At 40.3% G+C, this 25,472-nt stretch carries 23 protein-coding genes; 7 read left to right on the forward strand and 16 right to left on the reverse strand.

Annotated features, from left to right (window positions below):
* Positions 1 to 294 precede the first annotated feature (294 nt).
* Positions 295 to 1,371 carry a Gfo/Idh/MocA family oxidoreductase gene (locus tag P8F77_RS16680; protein ID WP_034550703.1) on the reverse strand — a complete coding sequence of 359 codons (1,077 nt, stop codon included), beginning with the start codon at positions 1,369 to 1,371 and terminating at the stop codon, positions 295 to 297.
* A 36-nt stretch (positions 1,372 to 1,407) separates the two neighbouring features.
* Positions 1,408 to 2,421, reverse strand: coding sequence for an L-rhamnose/proton symporter RhaT (locus P8F77_RS16685; protein WP_034550701.1), 1,014 nt, complete (start codon positions 2,419 to 2,421; stop codon positions 1,408 to 1,410).
* 256 nt (positions 2,422 to 2,677) lie between these two features.
* On the opposite strand from P8F77_RS16685, the gene P8F77_RS16690 reads away from it, so the two are divergent.
* Genes P8F77_RS16690 through P8F77_RS16705 form a run of 4 tightly spaced genes read left to right on the forward strand, consistent with a single transcriptional unit; the run spans position 2,678 to position 6,574 of the window.
* On the forward strand, positions 2,678 to 3,823 hold the full coding sequence (locus P8F77_RS16690; RefSeq protein WP_024729336.1) for an extracellular solute-binding protein: 1,146 nt from the start codon (positions 2,678 to 2,680) through the stop codon (positions 3,821 to 3,823).
* The gene (locus tag P8F77_RS16695) at positions 3,820 to 4,989 is read left to right on the forward strand and encodes a CaiB/BaiF CoA-transferase family protein (protein WP_024729335.1); all 1,170 of its coding nucleotides are present in this window, start codon (positions 3,820 to 3,822) and stop codon (positions 4,987 to 4,989) included. The genes P8F77_RS16690 and P8F77_RS16695 overlap by 4 nt, the downstream gene beginning before the upstream one ends.
* Positions 4,986 to 6,116: a CaiB/BaiF CoA-transferase family protein gene (locus tag P8F77_RS16700; protein ID WP_270430702.1), complete on the forward strand. Its 1,131-nt coding sequence runs from the start codon at positions 4,986 to 4,988 to the stop codon at positions 6,114 to 6,116. The genes P8F77_RS16695 and P8F77_RS16700 overlap by 4 nt, the downstream gene beginning before the upstream one ends.
* 14 nt (positions 6,117 to 6,130) lie before the next feature.
* Positions 6,131 to 6,574, forward strand: a complete 444-nt coding sequence (locus P8F77_RS16705) for a MaoC/PaaZ C-terminal domain-containing protein (protein WP_024729334.1) — start codon at positions 6,131 to 6,133, stop codon at positions 6,572 to 6,574.
* A 165-nt stretch (positions 6,575 to 6,739) separates the two neighbouring features.
* Here the strand turns inward: P8F77_RS16705 and dhaL are convergent, their stop codons facing one another.
* The 4 genes from dhaL to hxlB are packed head-to-tail and all read right to left on the reverse strand — an operon-like array spanning position 6,740 to position 9,661.
* Complete coding sequence (gene dhaL / locus P8F77_RS16710; RefSeq protein WP_148459108.1) at positions 6,740 to 7,381, reverse strand: dihydroxyacetone kinase subunit DhaL; 642 nt, start codon at positions 7,379 to 7,381, stop codon at positions 6,740 to 6,742.
* A 29-nt stretch (positions 7,382 to 7,410) separates the two neighbouring features.
* The gene (hxlA, locus tag P8F77_RS16715) at positions 7,411 to 8,037 is read right to left on the reverse strand and encodes a 3-hexulose-6-phosphate synthase (RefSeq protein ID WP_024729332.1); all 627 of its coding nucleotides are present in this window, start codon (positions 8,035 to 8,037) and stop codon (positions 7,411 to 7,413) included.
* Between the two features lie 41 nt (positions 8,038 to 8,078).
* A complete protein-coding gene (locus P8F77_RS16720; protein ID WP_287519129.1) occupies positions 8,079 to 9,074 on the reverse strand; it encodes a dihydroxyacetone kinase subunit DhaK in 996 nt (331 codons plus the stop codon).
* Between the two features lie 23 nt (positions 9,075 to 9,097).
* A complete protein-coding gene (gene hxlB, locus P8F77_RS16725; protein ID WP_024729330.1) occupies positions 9,098 to 9,661 on the reverse strand; it encodes a 6-phospho-3-hexuloisomerase in 564 nt (187 codons plus the stop codon).
* Positions 9,662 to 9,899: 238 nt separating this feature from the next.
* On the opposite strand from hxlB, the gene P8F77_RS16730 reads away from it, so the two are divergent.
* Complete coding sequence (locus P8F77_RS16730) at positions 9,900 to 10,661, forward strand: DeoR/GlpR family DNA-binding transcription regulator (RefSeq protein ID WP_024729329.1); 762 nt, start codon at positions 9,900 to 9,902, stop codon at positions 10,659 to 10,661.
* Positions 10,662 to 10,909: 248 nt separating this feature from the next.
* Here the strand turns inward: P8F77_RS16730 and P8F77_RS16735 are convergent, their stop codons facing one another.
* The 5 genes from P8F77_RS16735 to P8F77_RS16755 all read right to left on the reverse strand — a co-directional run bounded on the left by P8F77_RS16735 (position 10,910) and on the right by P8F77_RS16755 (position 17,765).
* Positions 10,910 to 11,398 carry a PTS glucose transporter subunit IIA gene (locus tag P8F77_RS16735; RefSeq protein ID WP_024729328.1) on the reverse strand — a complete coding sequence of 163 codons (489 nt, stop codon included), beginning with the start codon at positions 11,396 to 11,398 and terminating at the stop codon, positions 10,910 to 10,912.
* Positions 11,399 to 11,415: 17 nt separating this feature from the next.
* A complete protein-coding gene (locus P8F77_RS16740) occupies positions 11,416 to 12,825 on the reverse strand; it encodes a PRD domain-containing protein (protein ID WP_235824569.1) in 1,410 nt (469 codons plus the stop codon).
* A gap of 77 nt (positions 12,826 to 12,902) precedes the next feature.
* The gene (locus P8F77_RS16745; protein ID WP_024729326.1) at positions 12,903 to 15,047 is read right to left on the reverse strand and encodes a glycoside hydrolase family 3 N-terminal domain-containing protein; all 2,145 of its coding nucleotides are present in this window, start codon (positions 15,045 to 15,047) and stop codon (positions 12,903 to 12,905) included.
* Between the two features lies 1 nt (position 15,048).
* Positions 15,049 to 16,452, reverse strand: a complete 1,404-nt coding sequence (locus P8F77_RS16750; RefSeq protein ID WP_347256203.1) for a sucrose-specific PTS transporter subunit IIBC — start codon at positions 16,450 to 16,452, stop codon at positions 15,049 to 15,051.
* Entirely contained in the window at positions 16,449 to 17,765 is a 1,317-nt protein-coding gene (locus tag P8F77_RS16755; RefSeq protein WP_235824568.1) for a glycoside hydrolase family 32 protein, read from the reverse strand. The genes P8F77_RS16750 and P8F77_RS16755 overlap by 4 nt, the downstream gene beginning before the upstream one ends.
* Before the next feature lie 191 nt (positions 17,766 to 17,956).
* On the opposite strand from P8F77_RS16755, the gene P8F77_RS16760 reads away from it, so the two are divergent.
* The gene (locus P8F77_RS16760) at positions 17,957 to 19,990 is read left to right on the forward strand and encodes a beta-galactosidase (RefSeq protein WP_270430709.1); all 2,034 of its coding nucleotides are present in this window, start codon (positions 17,957 to 17,959) and stop codon (positions 19,988 to 19,990) included.
* 515 nt (positions 19,991 to 20,505) lie between these two features.
* Positions 20,506 to 21,024 (forward strand): hypothetical protein, encoded by a 519-nt coding sequence (locus P8F77_RS16765; RefSeq protein WP_347256204.1) that lies wholly within the window; start codon positions 20,506 to 20,508, stop codon positions 21,022 to 21,024.
* A 179-nt stretch (positions 21,025 to 21,203) separates the two neighbouring features.
* On the opposite strand, the gene P8F77_RS16770 is transcribed toward P8F77_RS16765, so the two are convergent.
* The 5 genes from P8F77_RS16770 to P8F77_RS16790 form a co-directional block, all read right to left on the reverse strand.
* Complete coding sequence (locus P8F77_RS16770; protein ID WP_287519122.1) at positions 21,204 to 22,730, reverse strand: glycoside hydrolase family 43 protein; 1,527 nt, start codon at positions 22,728 to 22,730, stop codon at positions 21,204 to 21,206.
* A 91-nt stretch (positions 22,731 to 22,821) separates the two neighbouring features.
* Positions 22,822 to 23,643, reverse strand: a complete 822-nt coding sequence (locus P8F77_RS16775; RefSeq protein WP_270430712.1) for a PTS system mannose/fructose/sorbose family transporter subunit IID — start codon at positions 23,641 to 23,643, stop codon at positions 22,822 to 22,824.
* Entirely contained in the window at positions 23,636 to 24,424 is a 789-nt protein-coding gene (locus tag P8F77_RS16780; protein ID WP_024729319.1) for a PTS sugar transporter subunit IIC, read from the reverse strand. Before P8F77_RS16780 ends, P8F77_RS16775 begins: the two co-directional genes overlap by 8 nt.
* A gap of 129 nt (positions 24,425 to 24,553) precedes the next feature.
* Positions 24,554 to 25,048, reverse strand: coding sequence for a PTS sugar transporter subunit IIB (locus P8F77_RS16785; RefSeq protein ID WP_024729318.1), 495 nt, complete (start codon positions 25,046 to 25,048; stop codon positions 24,554 to 24,556).
* Positions 25,041 to 25,466, reverse strand: a complete 426-nt coding sequence (locus P8F77_RS16790) for a PTS sugar transporter subunit IIA (protein WP_024729317.1) — start codon at positions 25,464 to 25,466, stop codon at positions 25,041 to 25,043. The genes P8F77_RS16785 and P8F77_RS16790 overlap by 8 nt, the downstream gene beginning before the upstream one ends.
* Positions 25,467 to 25,472: the final 6 nt, after the last annotated feature.

A 25,472-nucleotide genomic window follows, 5' to 3' on the forward strand; every position in this document is an offset into this window, starting at 1 on the left:
TACGTCCACACGAATTATCCGGTAAGGTGGAATTGTTGGAAGGTGCAAGTGGCATACCCGACAAATGGCAGCTCCTGATTTTTCCTGGTCGACAGGAAATCCTGAAGCTGCAACGAAACAGAGCTGCTAGCTGTTCTTGAGTTCTTCGCCGTCGGTATGACGTTCAGAGCATTGCTTTGGCGCGCCGTCAAGGGTGGCGTATGCTGTCAGCATCTATAATATCTGCAATTATCAAGGTTCATTGAGCTCTATTTTTCTTTGGCTCGTTTTTTCATAGACTACTTTACACTACCTTTAATATTCTACCGGCGTTGCACCATCAGCACTTGACTCATAGCAGGATTCCACAACACACATAGTGCGGTAAGCATCCTCTGCACTATTCATATAATGATAATCCGGATCATCTAACTTCTTCATCAATCCACCCATAGTGCCGATAAATGCTTCTGAGAACCAGCTTCCCTTCACTTCTACTTCACGCCATCCCTTGCCGTCATCTGTAATATATTCCAGTTTATCAGGCCGTCCCGTCGGATAATCAAGGATCAAACCAACCGTCACACGGATAGCACCCTTCATTCCTTCAATCTTTAATGTGCTTTCCTGATAGTCATTTGAAAAATCATGATTGTGATTGACATGAATGTTTACCCTCAGATCTTTTCCATAATCCATGATGACAGCTGTACGTGTCTGAGCCAGATCTCTCATTTTGGGATGCTGCATGGTTTTACAGTAAACTCCTGACGGATCCCCGACAATGCTTCGGATACAGTCAATGTAGTGGATGCTGTGATAATTGATTTCCATCCTCTCTTTTTCAAACAGAAAATCCCACAAATGCCATGGATGAAGTTCTACAACTCTCCAGTCCACATCTACAACATCCCCGATAACACCTTCTTCAATGAGCTTTCTAGCCGCTATAATATAAGGAGCCTGGCGGAGCTGGAAGTTTACTCCTGCAGTCAGATTCTTTTGATGACAGATGTCCAGAATCTCTTTTGCCTGTTCAATGCTTTCACCCATGGGCTTCTGCATCAGAACACCCCCTCCATCCGGAAGCTGTTTTAAGATCGCAGCTGTCGCTGAAGCTGGAACCGCGATGTCAAATACCGCATCATACTCTGTTCCGATCTTTACAAGTTCTTCTACAGTAGACGCTGTATTTGCGATCCCAAATTCTTTTGCCACACTTTTGGCCTTTTCCTCATCAAGATCATAGATGCCCACCACCGGATATCCTGCCAGCCGATATGCCGGGAGATGAGATCCTGAAACGATCCCTCCCGCACCTATGATCACAATATTTCTTGCCTTCTCAGGCATTTCTGGTACATAGTTTAATTCCTTTACACTGCTTACCATTTTTGCTTCCTCCTATTCAATATCATTATAATTAATTTACAAACCATTTGATATACCCACGATCACCAACGCTATTACGATGACGCCATTTCCCAGTAATGCCACCTTTTTTGCTTTCTCAAAACCTTTCCATTCACCGTCGGCAAATCCCCATAAATTCGCAATGATCAGTGCCAAACCATTAAAGACAACCCATCCGGCTACCGGTCCAAAGGTTCCCAGCAATGATGTCGCTTTTCCATAGACAGCCAGTGCGCTGAACCACACAATGGATGTAATAAGAACTTTAAAGTATGCTTTTCCGCATCCCGGTTTGGTATAATCCGTATAAGTTTTGTTCTTGATCAATTTGATCATAGCGTAGACAAAATTTGCGATGAAACCGCCGAAGAATACCACTACCCATGATAATAAACTAGCACTTGTAGGATTGATGCCATCCGCAACCGCCAGATTCACAGGATAATTTGATGCTGTTGCGCCGATATTAATGGCTGCAGAACCTGCCCCGGATGCCAGTGCCATGATCAGTCCTGTCACAAATAAGGAACCTTTCTTTCCCTCTGTCTGCATACTTTCCCTGGTATCATCATTCTTCATAAATCCGGCTTTTGATAAAATCACAACTCCTACTAATAAAACGGCCTGACCGACCAGAAGAACAGCCAATACTCTTGCAGACGGCACATTGCCGAGGATGGCCATGGGAACAAAACTTCCCAGCAGATTAGAAAGTCCAAGGTTGATCCCGGTTACCAAGGAAACTCCTATCATATCAATGGACTTACTGTACCAAATAGAACTGATCCCCCAAAAGAATCCTGCCAGCGCCCCAAAAAATAGTGTCTTCGCCGGGGTCTGCATAATGTAGCTTATATAATTAGGAACTTCTATGAACGACCAGATATGAGGAATAAGCAGAACTCCTACAATTGAAAATAACACCCAGAACGCTTCCCATGAAAAAGGCTGATATTTTTTAAAACAGATACCAAAACTCCCCTGAAATAGACATGCAAGCAGCAAAACACCAAAACCATAAATCACCATTAATACATCCTCCTTAATTCACATTCGTTTTTTGGTACTACCACGATACCAGTTGTCTACACTTTAACACTGCATTTATTTTAATGCAATATGCAATATTAACTAAATATTTTATCAGTTTTTATCTATTTTTCCCATTGACGCATTTATTTTTCCTATTATACAATAAAACATATAATAAAAGAAAAAATTTTGGTAGTACCAACATATCATCCTTGGTATTACCAACTTGAGATAATGTTAGGAGGTAACATTCATGAACAAAACATTAAAAGGTATCACATGGTCGCACAGCAGAGGTTTTACCTCTATCGTAGCCGTATCACAACGATTCAGTGAACTCCATCCGGGTGTCGATATTCAATGGGAAAAACGTTCTCTCCAGGAATTTGCCGATGCTCCTATAGAAAATCTGGCGAAGACATATGATTTATTGATCATTGACCATCCATGGGCTGGTTTTGCTGCAGACACAGGAATCCTGCTTCCATTAGAAAAGTATTTGTCTAAAGATTTCCTAAAAGATCAGGCTGAGAATTCTGTGGGTGCTTCCCATATCAGTTACAATTTTCAGGGATTCCAGAGCGCATTGGCAATTGATGCAGCTACTCCCATCGCAGTATACCGGCCGGATTACTTTGAGAACACTGGACAAAATGTCCCTATGACCTTTGAGGAAGTGCTGACTCTGGCAAAACAGGGGGTGGTAGCTTACGCCGGTATCCCTTTGAACTTATTAATGGACTTCTATATGTTTGCAGCCACTTCTGCTTCCGGCTTTTTTACAGAGGATGAAGTCATCGATATCTCCTCGGGAATTGAAATTTTAGAGACTATGAGAGAACTTGCCAGTTACTGTCCTAAAGAGATGTTTTCCTGGGATCCAATCCAGGTCCATGAGGTTCTCTCTTCACAAGAGGAAATCTATTATTGTCCATTCGCTTATGGATATACCAACTATTCCAGGGAAGGTTATGCAAAACACCTGTTGAAAGCAGCAGATGTGGTCACTTACAAAGGAAATATGTTCAGAACAGTCTTAGGAGGTACCGGTCTTGCCATTTCAAGCCAGTGCAAGAATATTGATACCGCTGTTGAATTTGCTGAGTATACGGCATCTCCTCTCATTCAAAGAACCTTATTCTTTGATAACGGAGGACAGCCGGGCCACCGCGGTGCATGGACAGATAAAACCGCCAACAGCCGGTGTATGGATTTCTTCAAAGACACATTAAAAACCCTGGATCACTCTTATCTGCGTCCAAGATACAGCGGATACTTGTACTTCCAGGATCATGCAGGTGATTATGTCCAGGATTATGTTATGAACGGCGGTGATCCGAAAAAAACACTGAATCAGTTAAATGCCCTTTATCTCAAATCGAAAGGAGAAAACTCATGAAACCACTAGAAGGAATCTTAGTTTTAGACTTCAGCCAGTACCTGGCTGGTCCTTCTGCCGCTCTGCGCCTGGCAGACCTTGGCGCAAGAGTTATCAAAATAGAACGCCCCTCTTCTGGAGACGGCAGCCGCAGTATGACCCTGAAGAATCTAATTGCAGATAAAGACAGCGTCTTATTTCAGACAATCAACCGCAACAAAGAAAGCTTCTGTGCTGACCTGAAAAACAAAAGTAACTTTGCGGCCGTAAAAAAACTCATCGAAAAAGCAGATGTAATGATCGAGAATTTCAGGCCCGGTGTTATGAAAAAAATAGGCCTGGACTATGATGCGGTAACGAAAATAAATCCTCGTATTGTATACGGAACCGTTACCGGATACGGCACAGTAGGGCCATGGACAAAGAAGCCAGGTCAGGACCTGCTGCTGCAGTCCTTATCAGGAATTGCATGGCTAAATGGAAATGACGGTGAACCCCCTGCACCTTTTGCTCTCTCTATTGCCGATTCCTATACCGGGGTTCATCTTGCAGAAGGGATCATGGCCTGCTTGTTCAGAAGATTCCGAACTGACAAGGGCGGCCTTGTGGAGGTCAGCCTGTTGGAATCTATTTTAGATATGCAGTTTGAAGTTCTGACAACCTATCTGAATGACGGTCATAAGCAGCCTCAGCGCAGCAAATACAACAATGCCCATGCATACTTAAGCGCTCCTTACGGTATCTATGAAACCAGAGATAATTACATAGCACTGGCAATGGGCTCTGTGACAGATCTGGGCAGATATCTCCACATTGATGAACTTGCCCGGTATACGGATCAGAACGAATGGTTTACAAAAAGAGAGGAGATCAAGCAGCTCATCGGAGCAAAGTTAAAATCAGAAACAACCGGTCATTGGCTAGACATCTTGGAAGCGAACGGTTATTGGTGCTCTGATGTATATAGTTGGAATCGTTTAATAGAGTCCGATGGCTTTCAAGCCCTGGACTTTCTTCAAAATGTAAAGCGTCCGCATACCAGTCAGGATTTGTGGACGTCCAGATGTCCGATCACTGTAAACGGAGATTCTATGAAGTCTTCCAAGTGGGCACCTGCATTAGGAGAAGACACCGAAAAAATCAGCCGTGAATTCGGCTTGATCTCAGAGAAAGGAGATGCACTATGAAGCCCCTTGAAGGCATTACTGTATTAGATTTCAGCCAGTTTTTATCCGCTCCTTCCGCTGCCTTGCGACTTGCTGACATGGGTGCCCATGTCATCAAAGTGGAAAAACCAGAAACAGGAGATATCTGTCGCACGCTTTATATTTCCAACTGCATGATTGACGGGGACAGTTCTCTTTTCCACGCAATCAACAGAAATAAGGACGGCATTACACTGGATCTGAAGGCAGAAAAGAGCAAAAGTATCCTTGCGGACTTAATCAGTCAGTCCGATGTGACCTTATTTAACTTCCGTCCCGGAGTTACAGAAAAACTGGGACTAGATTATGATTCTGTAAAAAAAATAAATCCCCGGATCATTTACGGCGAGATCAGCGGCTATGGCTGTAAAGGCCCCTGGAAACAAAAGCCCGGACAGGATCTGTTGGTCCAGTCGCTGTCTGGCCTTCCTTTCCTTAACGGAAATCGGAATGATGCTCCCATGCCTTTTGGCCTTTCCGTTGCAGATATGTTTGCCGGTCAGCATCTGGTGCAGGGAGTTTTATCCGCACTGATCAAGAGAGAACATTCCAACGAAGGATCACTGATCCAGGTAAGTCTTTTGGAATCAATTTTAGACATTCAATTTGAAGTATTTACAACCTATCTCAATGATGGATACGAAGAACCTGTGCGCAGCGCTGTGAATAATGCCAATGCATATATCGGTGCTCCATACGGAATTTATGAGACTGCAGACAGCTACCTTGCACTGGCCATGGTTCCGATCCCTTATTTAGGGGAGCTCATCGGATGTAAAGCTCTACTTCAGTATACTGATCCCTCTTCCTGGTCTGATCAGAGAGATGAAATTAAAACAATCTTAAAAGATTTCTTAAAAACTAATACCACTTCTCACTGGCTTTCTATTCTTGAAAGAGCAGACATCTGGTGTGCCGATGTATTGAATTGGGATGAACTGATGCAGCTGGACGGATTTAAGGAACTTGAAATGATCCAAAAGATTACCCGCAAAAACGGTACCGAATTATATACAACGAGATGTCCGATCACCATTGACCGGCAGCGCTATACAAATAAAAAAGCAGCTCCTGTCATCGGACAGGATAACGAACTTTATATTCATTAAAAAGGAGATTTATCATGGAACAGGCAATTTATTATGAAGATTATGAAATTGGAAGTGTCAGAGAAAGTATCGGAAGGACCATCACAGAGACTGACATCGTAATGCATGCAGGCCAGACCGGCGATTTCTTCCCCCATCACTTAGATAAGGAATTTGCAAAGACAACCGCTTTTGGAAAGAGGATTGCTCACGGAACATTAACCTTCAGCATAGGTGTGGGACTTACTGCCAATGTGATCAATCCTGCGGCTTTTTCCTACGGCTATGACCGTTTGAGATTCATCGGTCCCGTCTTTATCGGTGACACCATTCATACTAAAGTCACTATTAAAGAAAAGAAGGATCATAAGAAAAATCCTGATATGGGGGTGGTAACAGAGGCATTAGAAGTTATCAATCAGGATGGAAGAGTGGTCCTGGCTTGTGAACATCTTTTAATGTGTGAGAAGAAAAAATAAATGATCCTCTTCATTTGTAAGAGCAGAACCATTCCCGGTTCTGCTCTTAATTCTTTATACTTGTAAAAGGGACACATGCAAAAAGCTGTCCCCAGTTTCCCGGCATGACAGCCTTTCCTGAATAAGAAATTCCTCAATCTCTCACATTGTATATTTCAGGCAGATTTATTTGAGCAGCCCGATTGCTGCTTTTCCGATACCCGTCACAATGAAGTAACAGCTGGTGGCACCTGCGTCCAGAACACCTCTGGAGCGCTCTCCCAGTCGGCTTGCCCGGCCTATCTTTGCCACAAGATCCTTTGTTGACTGCCATCCCCTTTCGGCCGCATCATTCATTGCTTCCAGACACTGTACAAATTCTTTTCCTTCTTCTTTTGCCGCGATAAAGGCTTCCTTGGCAGGTACCAGGGTATCGATCAGTGATTTATCTCCGACTTTTGCCGGACTGATCTCCTGGATACCCTCTACCGCATTGGCCAGCATCTCACCGAAGACTTCTGCGTCTATATCTTCTGCGTCCTCGCAGGCCATGGCCATTTCATCAAACAGCATGCCGTACAGCGGTCCCATAGAACCTCCGATGTCGTCTAACAATGTCTCACCAAGGGTTGACAAAGCTTCACTCAGATTATATGTCATATGGCTTAACTTTTCTTCACACATTGTAAAGCCTTTATTCATGTTGATACCGTGGTCCCCATCCCCGATCTTGCCGTCAATCTCACTCAGATAATCTCTCTGTTCCTGGATGGTCTTGATCAGCTGGTCAACAATCAAACCTGCTTCGGCATTTTTAAAACTAGTCATTGTTCTCACCTCATCACTTTTGTATTATTTTACAGCATTGCGTCTTTGATTGCTTTTGCTTCCGCTACAGGATCATCTGCATGGCCAATAGCAGAACCCACGATGATGATCTCCGGTTTTAATGCTACATATTTGTCAATGGTTTTGCTATTGATTCCTCCGGCTACGGCGATCTGTGCTTTCTTTGCATTTTCTGTCATAACTTTGAGATCCTCAATCGGTTCTCTTCCCGCTGCCTGCTGGTCAGCTCCGGTATGTACTGCCAGGATGTCAACGCCGATCTCTTCCATCTTTGCGATCCTGCTTGGAAGGTCTTCTACGCAGATCATGTCTACCACAAGCTTCCTTTCATAATCTCTGGCAGCCTTCAAAGCTCCTTCAATGGTCAGGTTGTCAGACACTCCGAGGATGGTTGCGTAAGCCGCCCCAGCTTCATATGCATAACTCGCCTCAAGGTATCCTCCGTCCATGATCTTTAAGTCCGCAAGGATTTCCTTGTCCGGGAAGAAACGGTGGAACTCACGCACTCCGCGCATTCCCTCATCCATGACAAACGGTGTCCCGATCTCGATAATATCAACGTGTTCAGCAACCTTATCTGCAAATCTCAAGGCGTCTACTAACGGCATTTCGTCTAAAGCTAACTGTAATTTCATAATTGGATTCCTTTCCTAAATGATTAACATTGTCTATAAATTTATTTTAAACCTGGCGCTTTGGCATCATAGTCCAGAAGCTCTTTTAACTCCTCATCCAGCTTCATCACAGTAAGAGCCGCACCATTCATATCAAGTGAGGTCACATAGTCACCGATCAGTACTTTATATATGGAAACCCCCTGCTCTTTCAGGTATGCTTCAATCTCATCGTAGAGCACATACAGTTCCATGATCGGTGTAGCTCCCAATCCGGACAAAAGCACTGCCACTTCATCACCGTCAGCAGGCTCCAGGTCATCAATGACTGCTTTTGCCATATCATTGGCAATTTCCTTGGCTGGTTTTAGTTTCTGGACATTGATCCCTGGCTCACCGTGATGGCCGATACCGAATTCCATATCCCCCTCTTTGATGTCAAAGTTCGGATGGCCCACTGCCGGGATTGCACACGGGCTCAGTCCCACACAGATACTTCTCGTGTTGTCCACTGCCTTTTGCGCTGTAGCGATGACTTCGTCCAGGTCTGCTCCCTTAGCTGCCTTAGCGCCTCCAACCTTCCACATAAAGACTCCGCCTGCGATTCCGTGGCGTTTTTCTTTTGTCTCTTTCGGAGAAGATGCCACATCGTCCGTGGCTGTGACATACTTAACTGTGACTCCCTGTTTCTTTGCTTTGCGGATGGCCATTTTTACATTCATGTTGTCGCCGGCATAGTTTCCGAACAGACAGGCAACACCTTTTCCGGAATCTGCCGCCATAAATGCGTCATAAAATGCCTGGGCAGACGGAGAAGAAAATACCTCTCCGACAGCTACCGCATCCATCATATTTTCTCCTACGTATCCAAGGAACGCAGGCTCATGTCCGCTTCCGCCTCCGGTGACCAGACCGACTTTGCCTTCTACCGGAGCATTTTTATATTGGACAACGCGGTCATTTTTTTCATTTTTAACGATCAGATCGTCATGAGCCTTCAGAAAGCCTTTGACCATATCCTCTACAATGTAATCCGGATTATTTACAAATCTCTGCAATGTTCTTCCTCCTTTTTAGATTCCTATTCTAAATTTGTATGTCTTCCCATCATCTCTTCGCTTGTCTGTCCCAGGTCGCTCATGAGATTCATTATAATGCTGTCATAGGTCAGCCAGCTCATCTGCTCAAACAGATTTCCCATTGGCTGATTGGATTCTGCCAGATTCTTTTCTCCTTCTGCTTTCTTCGGGGTAGATCCAGGCACTGTCACGATCACATCTGCCATCTGTCCGATGGTGTGTGTAGGAAACATAGTCACAGTAGCGATTCTTGCTCCAACCTTCTTTGCCTTTTCACCCATGACGATCAGACTCTGCGTTGTTCCTGAGCCAGATCCGAGGACGATCAGGTCTCCTTCTTTGATCGGCGGACAGGAGATCTCTCCTACAAAGTGCACGTCAAATCCCATATGTAATAAACGGTTGGTAAATCCTCTTGCTGCCAGTCCAGAACGACCTGCTCCTGCCAGGAAGATCTTGTTTGCTTTCCTGATCTCATCTGCCAGACCCTGGATTTCTTCTTCTTTGACCATCCCTGAAAACTTTGACAGTTCATCCGTGATTATCTTTAAATTGACTGCTTCCATGATATTCTCCTTTTCCTTAACATGTGGCAATATGTTTTTAATTGTGGTCTTTTGTTGCTTTATGCTTTCATTATAGATTCACAACCCAACAATGTCAACATAATATTTTGCTTTTTTTGCAGTTTTGCAGTTTTTTGTGTTGTATAAATTTGACTTCGCAATTAAAATGATGTAAACTATTTCTAAAATAGTTCAATAAGAAAACTTATCATAGTTTGATCTACGAAGGAGACACAGCATGGGAAAATTAATCGCGGCAGAACGCCAAAAAGAAATCATAAGGCTGCTAAACAGCAATGGGAGCGTAAAGATCAGCCAGCTTGCGAAACAGTTCCAGGTATCCAGAGAAACGATCCGGCGGGATTTACTACATCTAAATGAAATAGGAGCGGTAAAGAAAAGCCACGGCGGGGCCACTTCTGTCTATGAACTAAAACCTCTGCCGTGGGAGTCCAGGGTCAGGGAGAAGGTACCGCTGAAAGAAAAGCTGTGCGAACGGGCTATGGAGTTCATTGAGGACGGCAATGTGATATTCCTGGACTCCGGAAGCACCATCTTCTGCCTGGCAGGAATGCTGAGCAAGAAATCCGGCTACACCATTGTGACCACTTCACTGGAGGCTGCTTATGCCTTGGTTCACAGCAACAATAAGGTGATTCTTACCGGCGGCATGCTGAATCCAAACAGCATGGCAGCCGAGGGCTTCCAGGCTACCAGCCTGATCAACTCCCTGAAGGTTGACATTGCATTCTTAGGGACCAACGGTTTTGAACAGCACAAAGGACCTGCTGTATCGGACTTTCAGGATGCCCAGACAAAGCAGGCCATTATACCGAATGCCAGAACCAATGTGGTGATCGCAGACAGCTCCAAGGCCCAGGCATCTTCCCTGATCCAGTACACAAGCTGGCATGATATCGACCATTTGATCATCGATGGGGATATCCCCGGGGACGTGCTGCGCAACATACAGGAAATGACCGATGTGGTCCTGGTGTGAGCATTTTATCACTACCGCCATCAGACTTTATAAAACTACATATACTAAAAAAGAAGAACAGATCATGAAATATAATAGCTCGGAGAATCGAACATATATTTCATTCTCCGTCAATCTAAATATCATTTCTGTCAGCCTTATATAACCCTAGAATATTAGCCCGATGTTTGCACGTGCTAACAATAGGGTTGGCGTTCATTGTCAATGTTATGTTTGGCTTTAACAAAAAGGATTATAGTAACTATATTCTAAAAAGTACCAATCACTGTTTCTCCTTGATCTGCCATTATCCCACTCTGAAACTCAAGTTTTGGAAAAGCATCCGCATTAGTTACAACTAGAATACAATCTGATGCAAGACCTTTCTTTTCAATGAATCCTTTATCAAATTTTATCAATGGATCGCCAAGTTTAACTCTTTTTTCTTGTTTTGTCATTATCTTAAATCCTTCTCCATTTAACGACACCGTATCAAGACCAATATGAATCAAAATTTCTGCTCCATTGTCTGCTGTAATTCCTACTGCATGTCCTGTATCAGCAAGCATAGAAATTGTACCTCCGCAAGGAGCAAAAACTGTATTTCCGTCTGGTAAAATTGCAATTCCATCCCCTAGTACTTTAGATGCAAACACTGAATCAGCTACTTCTGTGATTGAAATAACTTTTCCAGAAATATATGCTTTTAGTTCATTTTCTTTTTCTTCTACTTTATTATTTTTCTTATAAAACAACATTTCCTACTCCTACTTGTCTATTTGACCATATTCGAATTTTCTAATAAATAATCCTGTATTTTTTTTAAATCTTCTTCTTTTAATAGATAATCCACATAAATAACTTTTGTCTTTTCGGGTAGCATTACATTATATACACGTGAACCGGTTATCAGTAAATCCACCGAAATGGGATTCATTCTATATTCTGAAAGAGACATCCTTTTTATGATATGAATTTTTTCTCCACAATAGTCTTTAATTTGGCGTTCCATATTATCCGCAATACTCTCACCAATATCACACAATATAATAGCCGTTAATTTTCTGCAAGAATACGCTCTAAGATACACTGCAATATAACATATCTCGTGTATATTTACTGTTAAACCATACCGTTCCTGCAAGAGCGTATTTATTTCATCTGCCATATTGACTTCTCTTTCATAATTAGCAAGGATATCTTTCAGGATGGAATTTGTTTCAAAATATCCCTCTTTCAGGCGTTGAAACATTTTCATCGTATGAATAATAAGCTTTTCTTTTAATTCTTCATTATTCTGATATTCTGTATGATATTTCTGATCAACAACTGTTAAAAAATCTGTAATCAATTCTAAAAATTCCTGATCAAATTCCCATTTCATATTCGTATCATATAATAATCTCTTTGCTTGTAAGCATTTGTAAAGATATTGCTTTTCTTCTTCCTTGATTGTATACCCCATTTCATTCATAAATCCACAAACTTTTTCTATACATGGCACTTCAAAATAAGAATTGTTTTCATCTAATATGAATCCTTCTTCCGTACGCATTAAACTTAGAAAAATATCAAGTGCAAACCCTTCAATTCCCTTGTCAATTAAACGATATCCATAATATAAAAGAATCTTGGGAAGTGCTTTAAAAAGAGAAATATAGTGTTGATATTTTTTTTGACCGAACAAAAAGGTTATGACACGTTCCATCAAGATAGAACCATACGTCCAATAATTTACAATTTCTGCCAGAACATGACGTTTTATAGCCTCATCTCCGCTAATCCACATACCTCGAGAACCTGATTCCAGATATATGTTATGATACCATCTAATAGTATCCTGAATCTGCTTTTTCGTTTCAAGCATAGACGTTTTAGATACATATAAACTCTCGGCAGCATGCTGTATAGACACAGGATTTTTTTGAAAAAACAGCCATGTAAATCCAAAGAGAAATCTTTCGTTCGGTGTTTCTGGAAAAATCATCTGCTTACTCTCTATAATCATCTCTTCCAAACTTTTTTGGATTAAGCGCTTATCCTCTTTCTTTATGTAATAACCACCTACATTAAACGAACGGATATATACGTTTTCTTTCTTTAAAATACCATTAATTTCGCGTATTTCTGCACGAAGTGTACGTTGACTGACATTCAATTTTTTCATCAGTTCTGCTGATGACATCTTTTCATTCTCCACAAGTACCCGAATAAGTTTAATCTTTCTGCTGTACATGTACTGTTCCTGCCTTTCAGCTTATCTCATTTTACAGTCAGTTCCCATTTAACATCTTTATGTTGACTATCTGTGCTAGCAGTAATTATATAGTCACCTATATCTTTTGTCCAGCCTTCTCCTGGAATCCAATAATTCCACACATCTGAATTCAACACAATTTCAATTTTTCTTTCTTCACCTGCTTTCAATAAAATCTTTTCCCATGTTACAAGCTCCTGCACAGGACGAGAGATAATAGATTTAATCTTATGAATATATATTTGCACCACAATTTTACCGTCCATGTTTCCAATATTTGAAACATAAATAGGAATCACATAATTTCCATTCCCTTTTTTCTTTATCTCACCGTTCTTCCTCACACAATATTCTGTATAACTCATTCCAAAACCGAATGAGTAAAGAGGTTCATTAGGAATATCCAAATATTGAGACTTATATCTTGGTTCAGACTGTAGATATTCTGCCGGGCGACCAGTTCTACCTCTATTATAATAGACTGGAATTTGCCCACTCCCATAGGGAAAACTCATAGTCAGATGACCGGATGGATTCACATTTCCATATACAAGATCTGCAGCTGCATTTCCTCCCTCTGTTCCAGGAAACCACATTTCAAGAATAGCATCTGCCCACGGTAAAATGGATCTTAAATCAAGAGGTCTTCCATTGAACAGCAACACTACCGTCTTAACACCATTCTTATGCAATTTTTGTAAAAGCTTGCACTGATCTTTCGGAATTTCTATTAAAGATCTGCTTCCGGCTTCTCCAGACCACGATACCGGTTCCCCCAAAGTTAGCAGCACAATATCCGCCTGCTTTGCTGAAGACAAGATGCTCTCTGTCATTTCTGGAGCAATATTCTCAGATCCGGTTTGAATTACATCAATAATCTTTCCCCCTCTGTTTTTCAATCCTTCCAAAACAGAAACTGCATCCTCTATCCTTCCATCCACCGACCATGGACCGAGGATATCTCCGGAATCAGCATATGGACCGGTCAAAACAATTGGACAATCTTTTTTGAGTGGCAATATCCCTTCATTCTTCAGAAGGACACTAGACTCCTGCGCTGCAATCAAAGCAGCACGGCGTTTTTCTATGCTAATAAGGGTTTTTTGCTCGTTTTCTCTGCTTACACCCCGGTATGGATCCTCGAATAGTCCAAGCTCTGCTTTTAGCGTAAGAACCTTTTCCACGGCTTCATCCAGTATTTTTTCGAGATCAGGGTTTTCTTCCAGAATCAATCTAATATGTTTAAAAATAATATCAGACGCCATTTCTATCTGAATTCCTGATTTCAAGGCCAATTCAGCCGCATCCTTTTCATTTTCAGCCACACCATGACAAATCAATTCCGGCAAAGCATTCCAATCTGAAATGATAATCCCATTAAACCCCAGTTCTTCCCGGAGAATTTTCTTTAGAAATCGCTTATTGGCTGTAGCAGGTATCCCATTTACGGATTCAAAAGCTGCCATTACAAGTTTTACATTATTTACAATGCACCCCTGGAAGGAAGGAAAGTATTGATTATAAAGCGTGTAATCAGATAAATCAGCTTGATTATAATCCCGTCCCCCTTCAGCTGCTCCATATCCAACAAAATGCTTAGCACAGGCTGCCAGTGTAGATGGATTTTTCAGGTCATTTCCCTGATATCCCTGTACCATTGCTCTCCCAAATTCGCAAGAAAGTTTACTGTCTTCACCGAAGCTCTCCATTACTCTTCCCCATCTGGGATCACGTACTAAATCCACCATAGGTGAAAACGTCACCTGATATCCTGCCGCGCTTCCTTCTTCTGCACTACATCTTGCACATCTCCATGCAAGAGATGTGTCAAATGAACACGACAGAGCAAGTGGCACCGGAAAAATTGTGCGATATCCATGTATGATATCTGTCATAAACATCATTGGTATCCCAAGCCGACTCCTGCTCATGTTTTCTTTTTGAATATGTCGCATAGAATTCGCATCAAGTCGGCCTAAAAGGCTTCCTGCCAACCATTTTTCTTCATCTGTAATACGCAATCTATTATCTGTACCGGTAAGCTCACTTTCATTATTTCCAAAAAGCCGAGTAGGCAGCTGTGTTAGCTGCCCGGCTTTTTCTTCTGGAGTCATCTTACCAATCAGCGCTCTAATCTGATTATTATCCATGTTACTCCTGTTCTTTTCCTTTCATTCCAAATAAGAATGTGAGCACAAATGCCACTGCAAACGCTGCCGCATTCACAAATATGTAGAGCGGAAGTTGATCATTTAAATACAGTAACATTCCGGGTATACCGGTCACAGACATCCCTGTACCTCTCAAATTTAATAACGCAGCCAACCATCCTCCGATGCCGCCTCCTACACATCCCCATACAAATGGATTCACCATCCTAAGGTTAACACCAAAAATTGCAGGTTCCGTAATTCCAAGAAGCGCCGATACCGAAGATGGGAAAGCAAGGGATTTCATTTTTGCCGATTTTGATTTTACAGCAACTGCCATCGCAGCACCAGCCTGTGCAACAATACCGCATGAGCCCACTGGATTGACTGGATTCCATGATGTACTTGCCAACATCTCAATTTCAACCAAATTAAGTGCATGGTGTACTCCTGTAATAACAATCACCTGACATAATGCTCCCCAAATGAGTCCTCCAATACCAAAGGGAAGTGAAAAAAGTGCTGTAACAACACCTACAAGAGCCATCTCGACCGTATGGAAGATAGGTCCTACAATAAAAAGTCCTAGACAGAGGGAAACAAAAACTGTCACAAACGGAGTTACAATCAAGTCAAGTGCATTTATTACATGATCATGTAACCACTGTTCCACTTTTGAACCTAAAAATCCAATAATAAATGCTGGAAGAACTGAACTCTGATAACCACTCACATCAATAAATCCAAAAAATGTCATTGGCTCTGTCACGCCTTGAGCCACGTCCCAAGACGTAGGCAACACATTACTTACAAGCATCAAGCCAATTACAATACCAAGCACTGGGGACCCACCAAATTTTTTAAATGCCGACCAACATACAAGTACTGGTAAAAAACTAAATGCTGTATCTGTAAGTATGGATGTAAAGTCAAGAAACTGTTGCGGAATTGCATCAGCTGACATTCCAAAGAATGCTAGCAGAGCCTCTTGTGTAAGAAGACCTCTAAGTCCCATAAATAGACCTGTCGCTACCATAACCGGTATGATAGGAACAAATACATCCGCAAATACACGAACTAGTCTCTGCGCTGTATTTCCCTTTTCCGCTGCTGCAGCCGCCTGTTCATTTTTAGATGAACCGGATATTCCTATTTTAATTACTTCATCATAAACCTTATTGACAATTCCCGTCCCCAATATAATTTGATACTGCCCTGCGGTAAAAAAACATCCTTTTACAAGATCAATTTCCTCAATTTTTTTATCATCTATAATGTCTCTATTCTTTACGATCAAGCGGAACCTTGTTGCGCAGTGCGCGGCCGAGATAATATTATCTGCTCCTCCAACTGTCTCGATAATCTGTTTTGCTATCGCATTATAATCTGTTGTATTACCCATCATTTTACCTCCAATAACCATGTCTGAACTTCAATTTGCTTATCTGAATAAACCAGTATCTTAGTATCAACGTCAAAATAAGCTTTCATGGTAAGTACAGTCTTTCCCTCATTGACAAATATCTCTGCTGTACAGTTATCTAGAAAGATGTGAATATCGACTAAATTTTTTACCACAAGCATCCGTTCATCATACTCGTCAACATCCCATTTTTTTCTCTGTACACGTAACGCCTTACTATCTTTTGAATAATCTATTTTCAACACTCCACCAATATCAATTGATATCGATTTTCCTGTCAGTCCTTTTGCATAGACTTCTATGCATGAGGATTCTGGATCTATCATAGTGTTTCCACAGCTGAAAAACTTCTGTCTCTGCTTTCTCAAAACTTTTAATTCTTCTGCCGGTCTCTGGCAAAGTTCACCGTCCTTAACAAAAATCTCTCTAGGTATCGTTAGACTGTGAAGCCATCCTTCTTTTACTGCAGGCTGGCTCATTTGATAGTCAAATTCTCCGGAGCCAAGCCATCCGAAAAGAAGGCATCTTCCTTTCTCATCAACAAAGCTCTGCGGTGCATAAAAATCCATTCCTTCATCCAGATACTTTCCTGAACAATCTTCTATTTTGAATCTTCCTATTTTATAATCCATCTTTCCAGCAAATGCCATGGCACGGCAACCGTCTTCCTTCTGTCTGCTCACAACAAGAAAATCCCGTTTTTCACTTTCAATGATATCTGGACACTCGCACATATACCCCCAATCCATGGATTCGTCCAACAGATTGCCAAGCCATTTCCATTCTTTTAAATTATCCGATACATACAGCGCCACATTTCCCTTTAATTTCTTTGTTTGAGCACCAACAATCATCCACCATCTTCCATTTTTATGCCACACTTTGGGATCTCTAAAATGAGATGTATATGCTTCTGTAAGATAGGCTACTGGTCCTATTTTTGTGAAATTGTTTCCATCCGCTGAGACCGCTGCACACTGATAGGTTTCCCGGCCCCCGGTTTTGTCTCTGACATTACCTGTATAAAACAGATAATATTGTCCATTGTCAATGACACCTGAACCTGAATAACAGCCGTTTTTCTCAAACCACTCTTCCGGTTGTAACCCACAGCCCTTATCCTTCCACTGAATCAAATCATCTGATTCACAATGTCGCCATCGCTTATTTCCCTGCGGGGTTACTTCTGGAAGCCACTGATAAAACACATGATATTTTCCATTAAACTGTGCTAATCCGTTTGGGTCATTAAGAAATCCATATTCCGGCGTTATGTGATATTCTGGTTTCATCATTTTCTCTTCTCCTTTCCTTTATCTTCTTACATTTCTCATTTTATCCTAATTATTTATCGCAAAAAAATCTTTTTTTTGCCTATTAGCTGTGCAAAAAGGTGGACGGTTTATTGCAGTACAAAGTATTGCTCTGAATCAAAGATAGCTTTATACTCTGAAACATATAACTGATTTTGAGAGGAGATTTTTAGATGAAAGATATCTTTTTATCTAACCATTTTATCTATGGCGGAGATTACAACCCTGAGCAATGGCTTGACCAACCAGACATATTAAAGAAAGACATTACTTTAATGAAAAAAGCAGGTATCAACACCGTGACTCTCGATGTATTTTCTTGGTCTGTACTGGAACCACAGGAAAATGAATTCCATTTTGAATGGCTTCAAGAAATTATAGATAGTCTGTATTGTCACGATATTCGTGTAATTCTTGCGACCCCATCAGGCTCTCGCCCCCGCTGGCTGGCAGAAAAATATCCTGAAGTACTGCGAGTACAGGAAAATCGTATGCGTTATCTATACGGTGAAAGGCATAATCATTGCTACACTTCACCCGCATATCGTGAAAGAGTTCGTATCATCAATCAGAAGCTTGCAGAAAATTTCAAAAATCATCCGGCAGTAATTATGTGGCATATCTCAAACGAATATCGAGATGAATGTCATTGTCCTCTATGCCAAAATGCGTTCCGAAATTGGTTGAAAAGCAAATATCAAAGTATTGATAAATTGAACCATGCATGGTGGACAACATTCTGGAGCCATACATATAATTCTTTCGATCAAATTGAAAGTCCTTCATTTATCGGTGACAAAGGTCTTCATGGGCTTTCACTGGACTGGAAACGATTTGTAACAGATCAAACCACCGACTTTATGTGTTGTGAGATAAAAGCTCTCCGCGATGCTGGAGCAACACAGCCCGCAGTGGTAAATTTTATGGATGACTATACAGGACTTAACTATTACCGGCTCGCAGAACATGTAGAGTATATCTCCTGGGATAGCTATCCTGCATGGCATCAACAACCAGATATTCAAACAGCATATGACACAGCAATGCAACATGATCTTATGCGCTCTATGAAACAAAAACCTTTCTTTCTAATGGAATCATGTCCCGCCAGCCCTAACTGGATGAACATCAGCAAAATTAAAAAACCTGGCCTGTTATCTAATGCATCCCTTCAGGCCATTGCGCATGGATCCTGCAGTGTTCAATTCTTTCAAATTCGTCAGAGTCGAGGGGGGTTTGAGAAATTTCATGGTGCAGTAATTGATCATTATGGGGAAGCGGATACTCGTGTATTCCGCGAAGTATCAGAACTGGGAAAAGCACTAAAACAAATCAAAGAGATTACTAACACACGTGTTCATGCTACTGCCGCAATTATATATGACATGGAAAGTAGATGGGCTATGGAAAACGCGAAAGGTCCAAGAAATGAGGGACTATATTACCATGAAGCAGCCCTAAAGTCATATCGCGGGTTGCGTGAAAACGGTTTAAACACGGATATAATAAATATGGATCAATCCTTAGAACAATATCAAATTATCGCTGCACCTATGCTTTATATGTTCCGTAACGGATTTGAAAAAAAACTAAAAAAATTTGTTGAACACGGTGGAATCTTAATCATGACATATTGGAGTGGGATAGTAGATGAGACAGATCTGTGTTTCCTTGGTGGAACACCTCATGGTCTTATGGATGTTTTAGGATTACGTAGTGAAGAGATTGATAGCTTATGCGATCACGAAGTCAATCATCTACTTCCTTTTACAGGCAATCCGATGAATATGAAAAATTCGTATTCCTGTAAACATTTATGTGATTTAGTGCGTCTCAAAGATGCTGAGCCCCTTATGGTTTACGGTGATAATTTTTATAAAGGTTATCCCGCACTTACACGGCATAAATATGGAAAAGGAATTGCATATTATGTATGTGCCGATGCAGAAATGAACTTTTATCATGATTTATATAATAGAATAATCACAGAAAATCAACTACAACAAATTATGACAGATATACCCGATGGTATTGAGGTATCAAGTAGATCTGGAGAAAAATATGAATATCTATTTATTCAAAATTATACTGACCACAAAATATCTATTAGAATTCCCAAAAACACAGAAATTTTATGGGGGAGCTATGACGGAGGTGTATGCGGATATTCTACTGTGATTTGCCGAAAAAAAATTAAGGAAATTTGAGCATTTATACAATACTATTAACAAAAAATCTTCCCTCCAACAAGGCTTAATCTAACGAAGAGAATGTTCCAAAGCTATTTAATAATCATTCTTGTTTTGGAACATCCTCTTACTTTTTCAGTTCATTATCATTTTAATTATCTGCATAATCCATTTTTTAGATTTCGAGTTACAGTCTCAATTCGTTCTTTACTATACGATGACTGTAAATGAATAGATAGTCTGGATTTATCGATCAAATACTCCACACCGCCATATCTATTCTGTTCTTTCATACGGCAGAATTGCGGATACTGTCTGCTGAACTTTTCCAAACAAGTTTTTAATCCGGCATTATACGTATAGATGCTCGCCTCACCCGCGGACTCGTTAAACAAGATGATCGTTTCTTTCTCTTATTTTTCAGTCGCATTTTTACCTTCCTTCTTCTTTCAATAACTTCTCGGAATCTTCAGTCCTGATTTTATAAGGCTTCCCGGCATGACATGCTTTCCTTTCTCCATTCCTTTTTCACCATGAAAGCGTATCTTCCGGAACTGCGCATTAAGAAGCTCCTTCTGGATTCCACCCATGATGCCTACGCTGTCTATGAATACTGCACAAGGGAGAACACCACACCCTTTATGGACCTGAACCCGGGACACTCCGGGCATTTCACGTATAAAGACGATTTCACCATTGACGATGACGGTGTCCCTGTCTGTAAGTTGGGCTTACGCATGCACAAAGATGGATATGAGGCTGCCAAGCACCGTGCAAAGTACTGGTGCCCAAAAGCAAACCGGAAACGTGGCTGCTTCTGTGAGCATCCCTGTTCACCAGTGAAATACGGCCGGACTGTACACATCTTTACGGATGACAATCCAAGGTTGTTTAACAAACCGCCAAGGGACAGCAAAGCAGGGGAAAAGGAATATGCCGGAAGAGCTTCCGCAGAACGCTCCAACAAGCGGGAGAAAGAGGACTATAAACTAGAAGACGGCAGGCACCGCTCTACGAAGATGTGGTACTGCCGCAAATTTTACGATAATTGAATTGTCTAATCCACTACTTTATTGTCTTTACAAGAGATGCCTGGAAACTGCATTATAATAATTGAAGAGGTCTCTCCAGACTCAGCATTTGCCAGTTCTGGCGCTTCCTAGATAAAGACTTTTTTACAGCCCTTTTTCATAATCAAATATTTTATCCTCTCGATAGTACAATTTCTAACCTATAAAGTACCATATTTAAAATTATTAACACATATTTTCGGAGTTTCTTCATTCCCATTTGCAGTAACATAAATTCCCAAAATAGTTCCTGTAAAAGTTGCAGAGATTTCACTTGCCAAAAATCTGCATTCAGCTTTTCCAATAAACCATTTTTTATTTTTTGAATCCTTAAAATAGAATTTGTACATTTTTTCATCCGCTTCTATTCCAAGAACTACATGATCATCCTCCAGTAATACCGCCGTTTCCTCTATATCAAAATCAGCAATTTTTTTTCGTAAAACAATATAATTTTCATTATTTTTTCTCTTTACACAAATAGCATAATAATAACGATCACTCATATAGGCAGTTAAACCTGCCTCATCATTTTCGTTCTTAAAATCCACATAAAAGTCCGTCGTTGTATCACACTCAAAATGACACTGTCGTTTTCCGATAAAAGTACATGCACCTCCTGAGCTAAGACTCTCTTTATTACCTGTCAACCAGAATCCTTTTCCACTTTTATCTAATGCGTAATTTCCTCTTTCCGGATTTCTCAGATATACCCATTCTTTCGGCCTGCATTCTGTCGAAAAATCATCTTCAAAATCACCAGGTCTTTTCTGTTCCTCTGTCATCAATGGATTTTCATATGTCTCTGCTACCATTTTGTCTGTTCCGACTTCTATCCAGCCATCTTGTGTCCATACAACTGGCACAAGGAATGTCTCTCTTCCAAGATGATGGAAATATGCATGACTCCCCTTTGGACGCATCCCCAGACATACGCCCCACCAGTTTCCTTGGTGATCTTCTACAAGATCCATGTGACCGATTCCTTGAAATGTATGCTTTCTACTTCTATGTGTCAGAACGGGATTATTCTCATAACTTTCAAATGGTCCATAAGGGTTATCGCTTCTAAATACAGTTACCATATGTCCATATTCCGTTCCTCCCTCTGCCAAAATTAGATAATATTTTCCATCTTTCTTATAAAGGTGGGGTGCTTCCGGCGCTTTCCCACCAGATCCAGTACATACCAATCGTCTTTCTGTTTTTAATTTTCCTGTATTGATATCCAATTCTGCCATATAGCATCCCAGAGTCTCTGCCTTTTTTTTATAAGAATTTCCCATAATATATACCTTCCCATCATCATCAAAAAACAATGATGGATCAATCCCATCCCATTCTTTTAACTTAACAGGATCTGACCATGGTCCGGTTGGATTCTCTGCCCAGACAATAAAATTATAATAATTTGTAACATTTGTTGCAATCACATAGAACCTGCCATTATGAAATCTAATTGTTGGGGCATAAATTCCATAAGAATTTAGAGCATTCTGTATCGGCAGCTGTTTATCATTTGTCAGACAATGTCCGATTTGTTCCCAATTCACCAGATCTTTGCTGTTAAAAATCGGAATTCCAGGAAAATATTCAAATGAACTTGTGATTAAATAATATTCTTCCCCAACACGGCATACGCTCGGATCCGGATAAAAACCTTCTATAATAGGATTTTGATACTTCATATATTTATTTCCTTTCCCTTTTTTATACAATAAAACTATCAAGAAACTATACAGGACTGCTCTATTTAGAGCAATCCTGTATAATCATTATTTATACTATTTTAAAAAGACTTAAAACTAAAGATAAAACCAAGATTCCAATAATTATCTTATTGGCACTTATTTTTTTCCTTAGCAGAGCAAAGCATCCCATGGTAGCGATAAGTGGTAAAAATCCTTTTAAAATTTGATCTAAGATCTCCTGAAGCTTAAATGTCATATCCCCTAATGTAAACTTTACTGTTGTTGCTAAACTTACATTAGAGTAAATCATTGCACCAACCATCATAAGTCCCAAAATGCCAGCTGCTCTTGTGATAATTTCAATCAGACCATTCTCATACGCTTTTTTAATAAATTGTCCACCAAGATTATATCCAAGTCTTAATAAGAAATATTTTGTAAGGAAATAAGGAATATTATACAGTAACAGGAATAATACAGGTCCAAGTGGGTTACCCTTCTGTGCTAAACTAATACCAATACCTGCTGCAATAACACGGAATGTTCCCCAGAAGAATGAATCTCCAATTCCTGATAATGGTCCCATCAAACTGGCTTTAATTGCATTAATTGATGATATATCAAAATCCGGTTTTGATGCATTTTCCTCTTCCATACTCCCTGCAATTCCTAACGGAAATGTTACAATTGCAGGTGTAATATTAAAATATGACATATGACGTTTCATTGCCGCAATTCTGTCTTCTTTTTTCTTATATACAGCATTGATAAATGGCAGCATGCAGTATAAAAATGCAACACCTTGTGCATTAATATAGTTCCATGTCCCTGATAATGTAAATGATCTCCAGAAAACTTTGCTAAATATTTTCTTTTTTTCCGGAGTTATTGTATTCTTCTGATTACTCATTGAAAAAATCCTCCTCTTCTGAACAATTTGTCTGTGCAACGACTACTGTGCTTTTGCGCTCTTTTTCAATTACCGCAGTAAACACTGCAATTACAACACCAATTAATGCAATTGCAATTAATGGAAGATCCATATATGCTATCAACACAAAACCTAAAAGCAGAAATACTGCAATTTTAGCATCCCATAAAGTATTTAATAATAATGCCAGTCCAAGTGCCGGTAATAATCCACTTGCTACAGTTAATCCATCCATCAGAAATTCCGGTATATCATTTACAAGTGACTGTACCGCATTTGCTCCAAAATAAATTCCGCAAAATCCAATAATTCCGTATACTAACGGTACACCAAAGGTACTTGCCATATGCAAACGAATGATACCCTTCTGATTATCATCTTCAATATAGTCATTAAATTTTTTCAGCAACAGACCTCTAACGAAAAGACAGAACTGGTTAATAAATACTGCCAGAATGCTGATTGGTACCGCTAAAGATAATGCAACTTCTGTTCCTGATCCTGACAAAATTGAAAATGCTGTTCCAAAAATAGCTCCTGTCATTGTATCTGATGGGAGTGCTCCACCAATCTGTGTAACTCCAAGGAATATAACCTCCAAAGACGCTCCGATTATAACCCCCTGTGTTAAATCTCCTAACAATAATCCCACTACTGATGATATAACAAGTGGTCTTCTAAGCATTGGGTCTCCCATTGCCATATCTGAAAGATCAGCAACAAACATAACCAATGCAATTATTATAGCCTCTTTTAACATTTCTTATTTCCTCCTTATTTCTTGTCTAATATATAGAAATTATGTATAATCAATCTTAAGAAATGCCCTGATAAGCCAGATACCTATGCCAATACGTAAACAGGCTGTTTTAGGGTATTTCTTTTCATATTATTTTAATACATCACTCAGTAATCTTTCCATCTCTGTTGGTACTGACTGAATGTTTACCTTTGTTTTACTTTTGTTTAAGAGTTTGAAATATTTCTTATCTTCTTCATCTACATAAATATTTTTATCAATCTGCTCTTTCCTCTTTATTTCTTCTGCTGTTGTTCCCATTCTTCCAGAATTTCCCACATTAATCAGTGGAATATCCGATACTGCCTCGTCAATTCTGTATGCATCTTTGGGATTGCTTACAACTACCAAAATATTTAATGATTCTGCTCTTGGATCATTTAAAAGTTTAATAGAATCATCTACATTCTTAATTATTGCCTTAATATTTTGTGGAACAGCCATTTTTACTGTCATCATCTGCATTTCATTATTTACAATTTCATCATTCGCAACAACAATACGATTAACTCCAAGATGTTTTGACCATACTACTGCTACCTGACCATGAATTAAACGATCATCAATCCTCATCATTTTAATCATAGAACATCTCTCCTTCCTCTTCCTGTGAATTCAACATTTCTCCTACATTTAAAATTGTTTTTTTCGCATCTCTCAGTGCAGATTCCAGAATTTCGTCTATATTACTACTTTCATCAGACATCACTATATCTAATACAAGCATAATATTCATTCCTGACACTAAAGAACATCTTTCTTCTCGAAGTAATTCAGATAACGCAGTGTTCACGCTTCCGCCCGACAGATCAGTAATTAAGATTGCTTGGCATGTTTCATCCTCTGCCAGAATTTCTTTAACTTTTTGAAGAACATCCTGAGGTCCCATAGTTCCGCACATGGAAACAGCATAAAGGTTATCCTGCTCACCAGCAATCATTTCCACCGACATCTTCATTCCGTTAGCCAGTTCTCCATGAGATGCTAAAATTATTTTTCTCATCTTTCT

This window comes from Anaerostipes sp. PC18 (genome assembly GCF_039789045.1).
Lineage (GTDB): Bacteria > Bacillota > Clostridia > Lachnospirales > Lachnospiraceae > Anaerostipes > Anaerostipes hominis.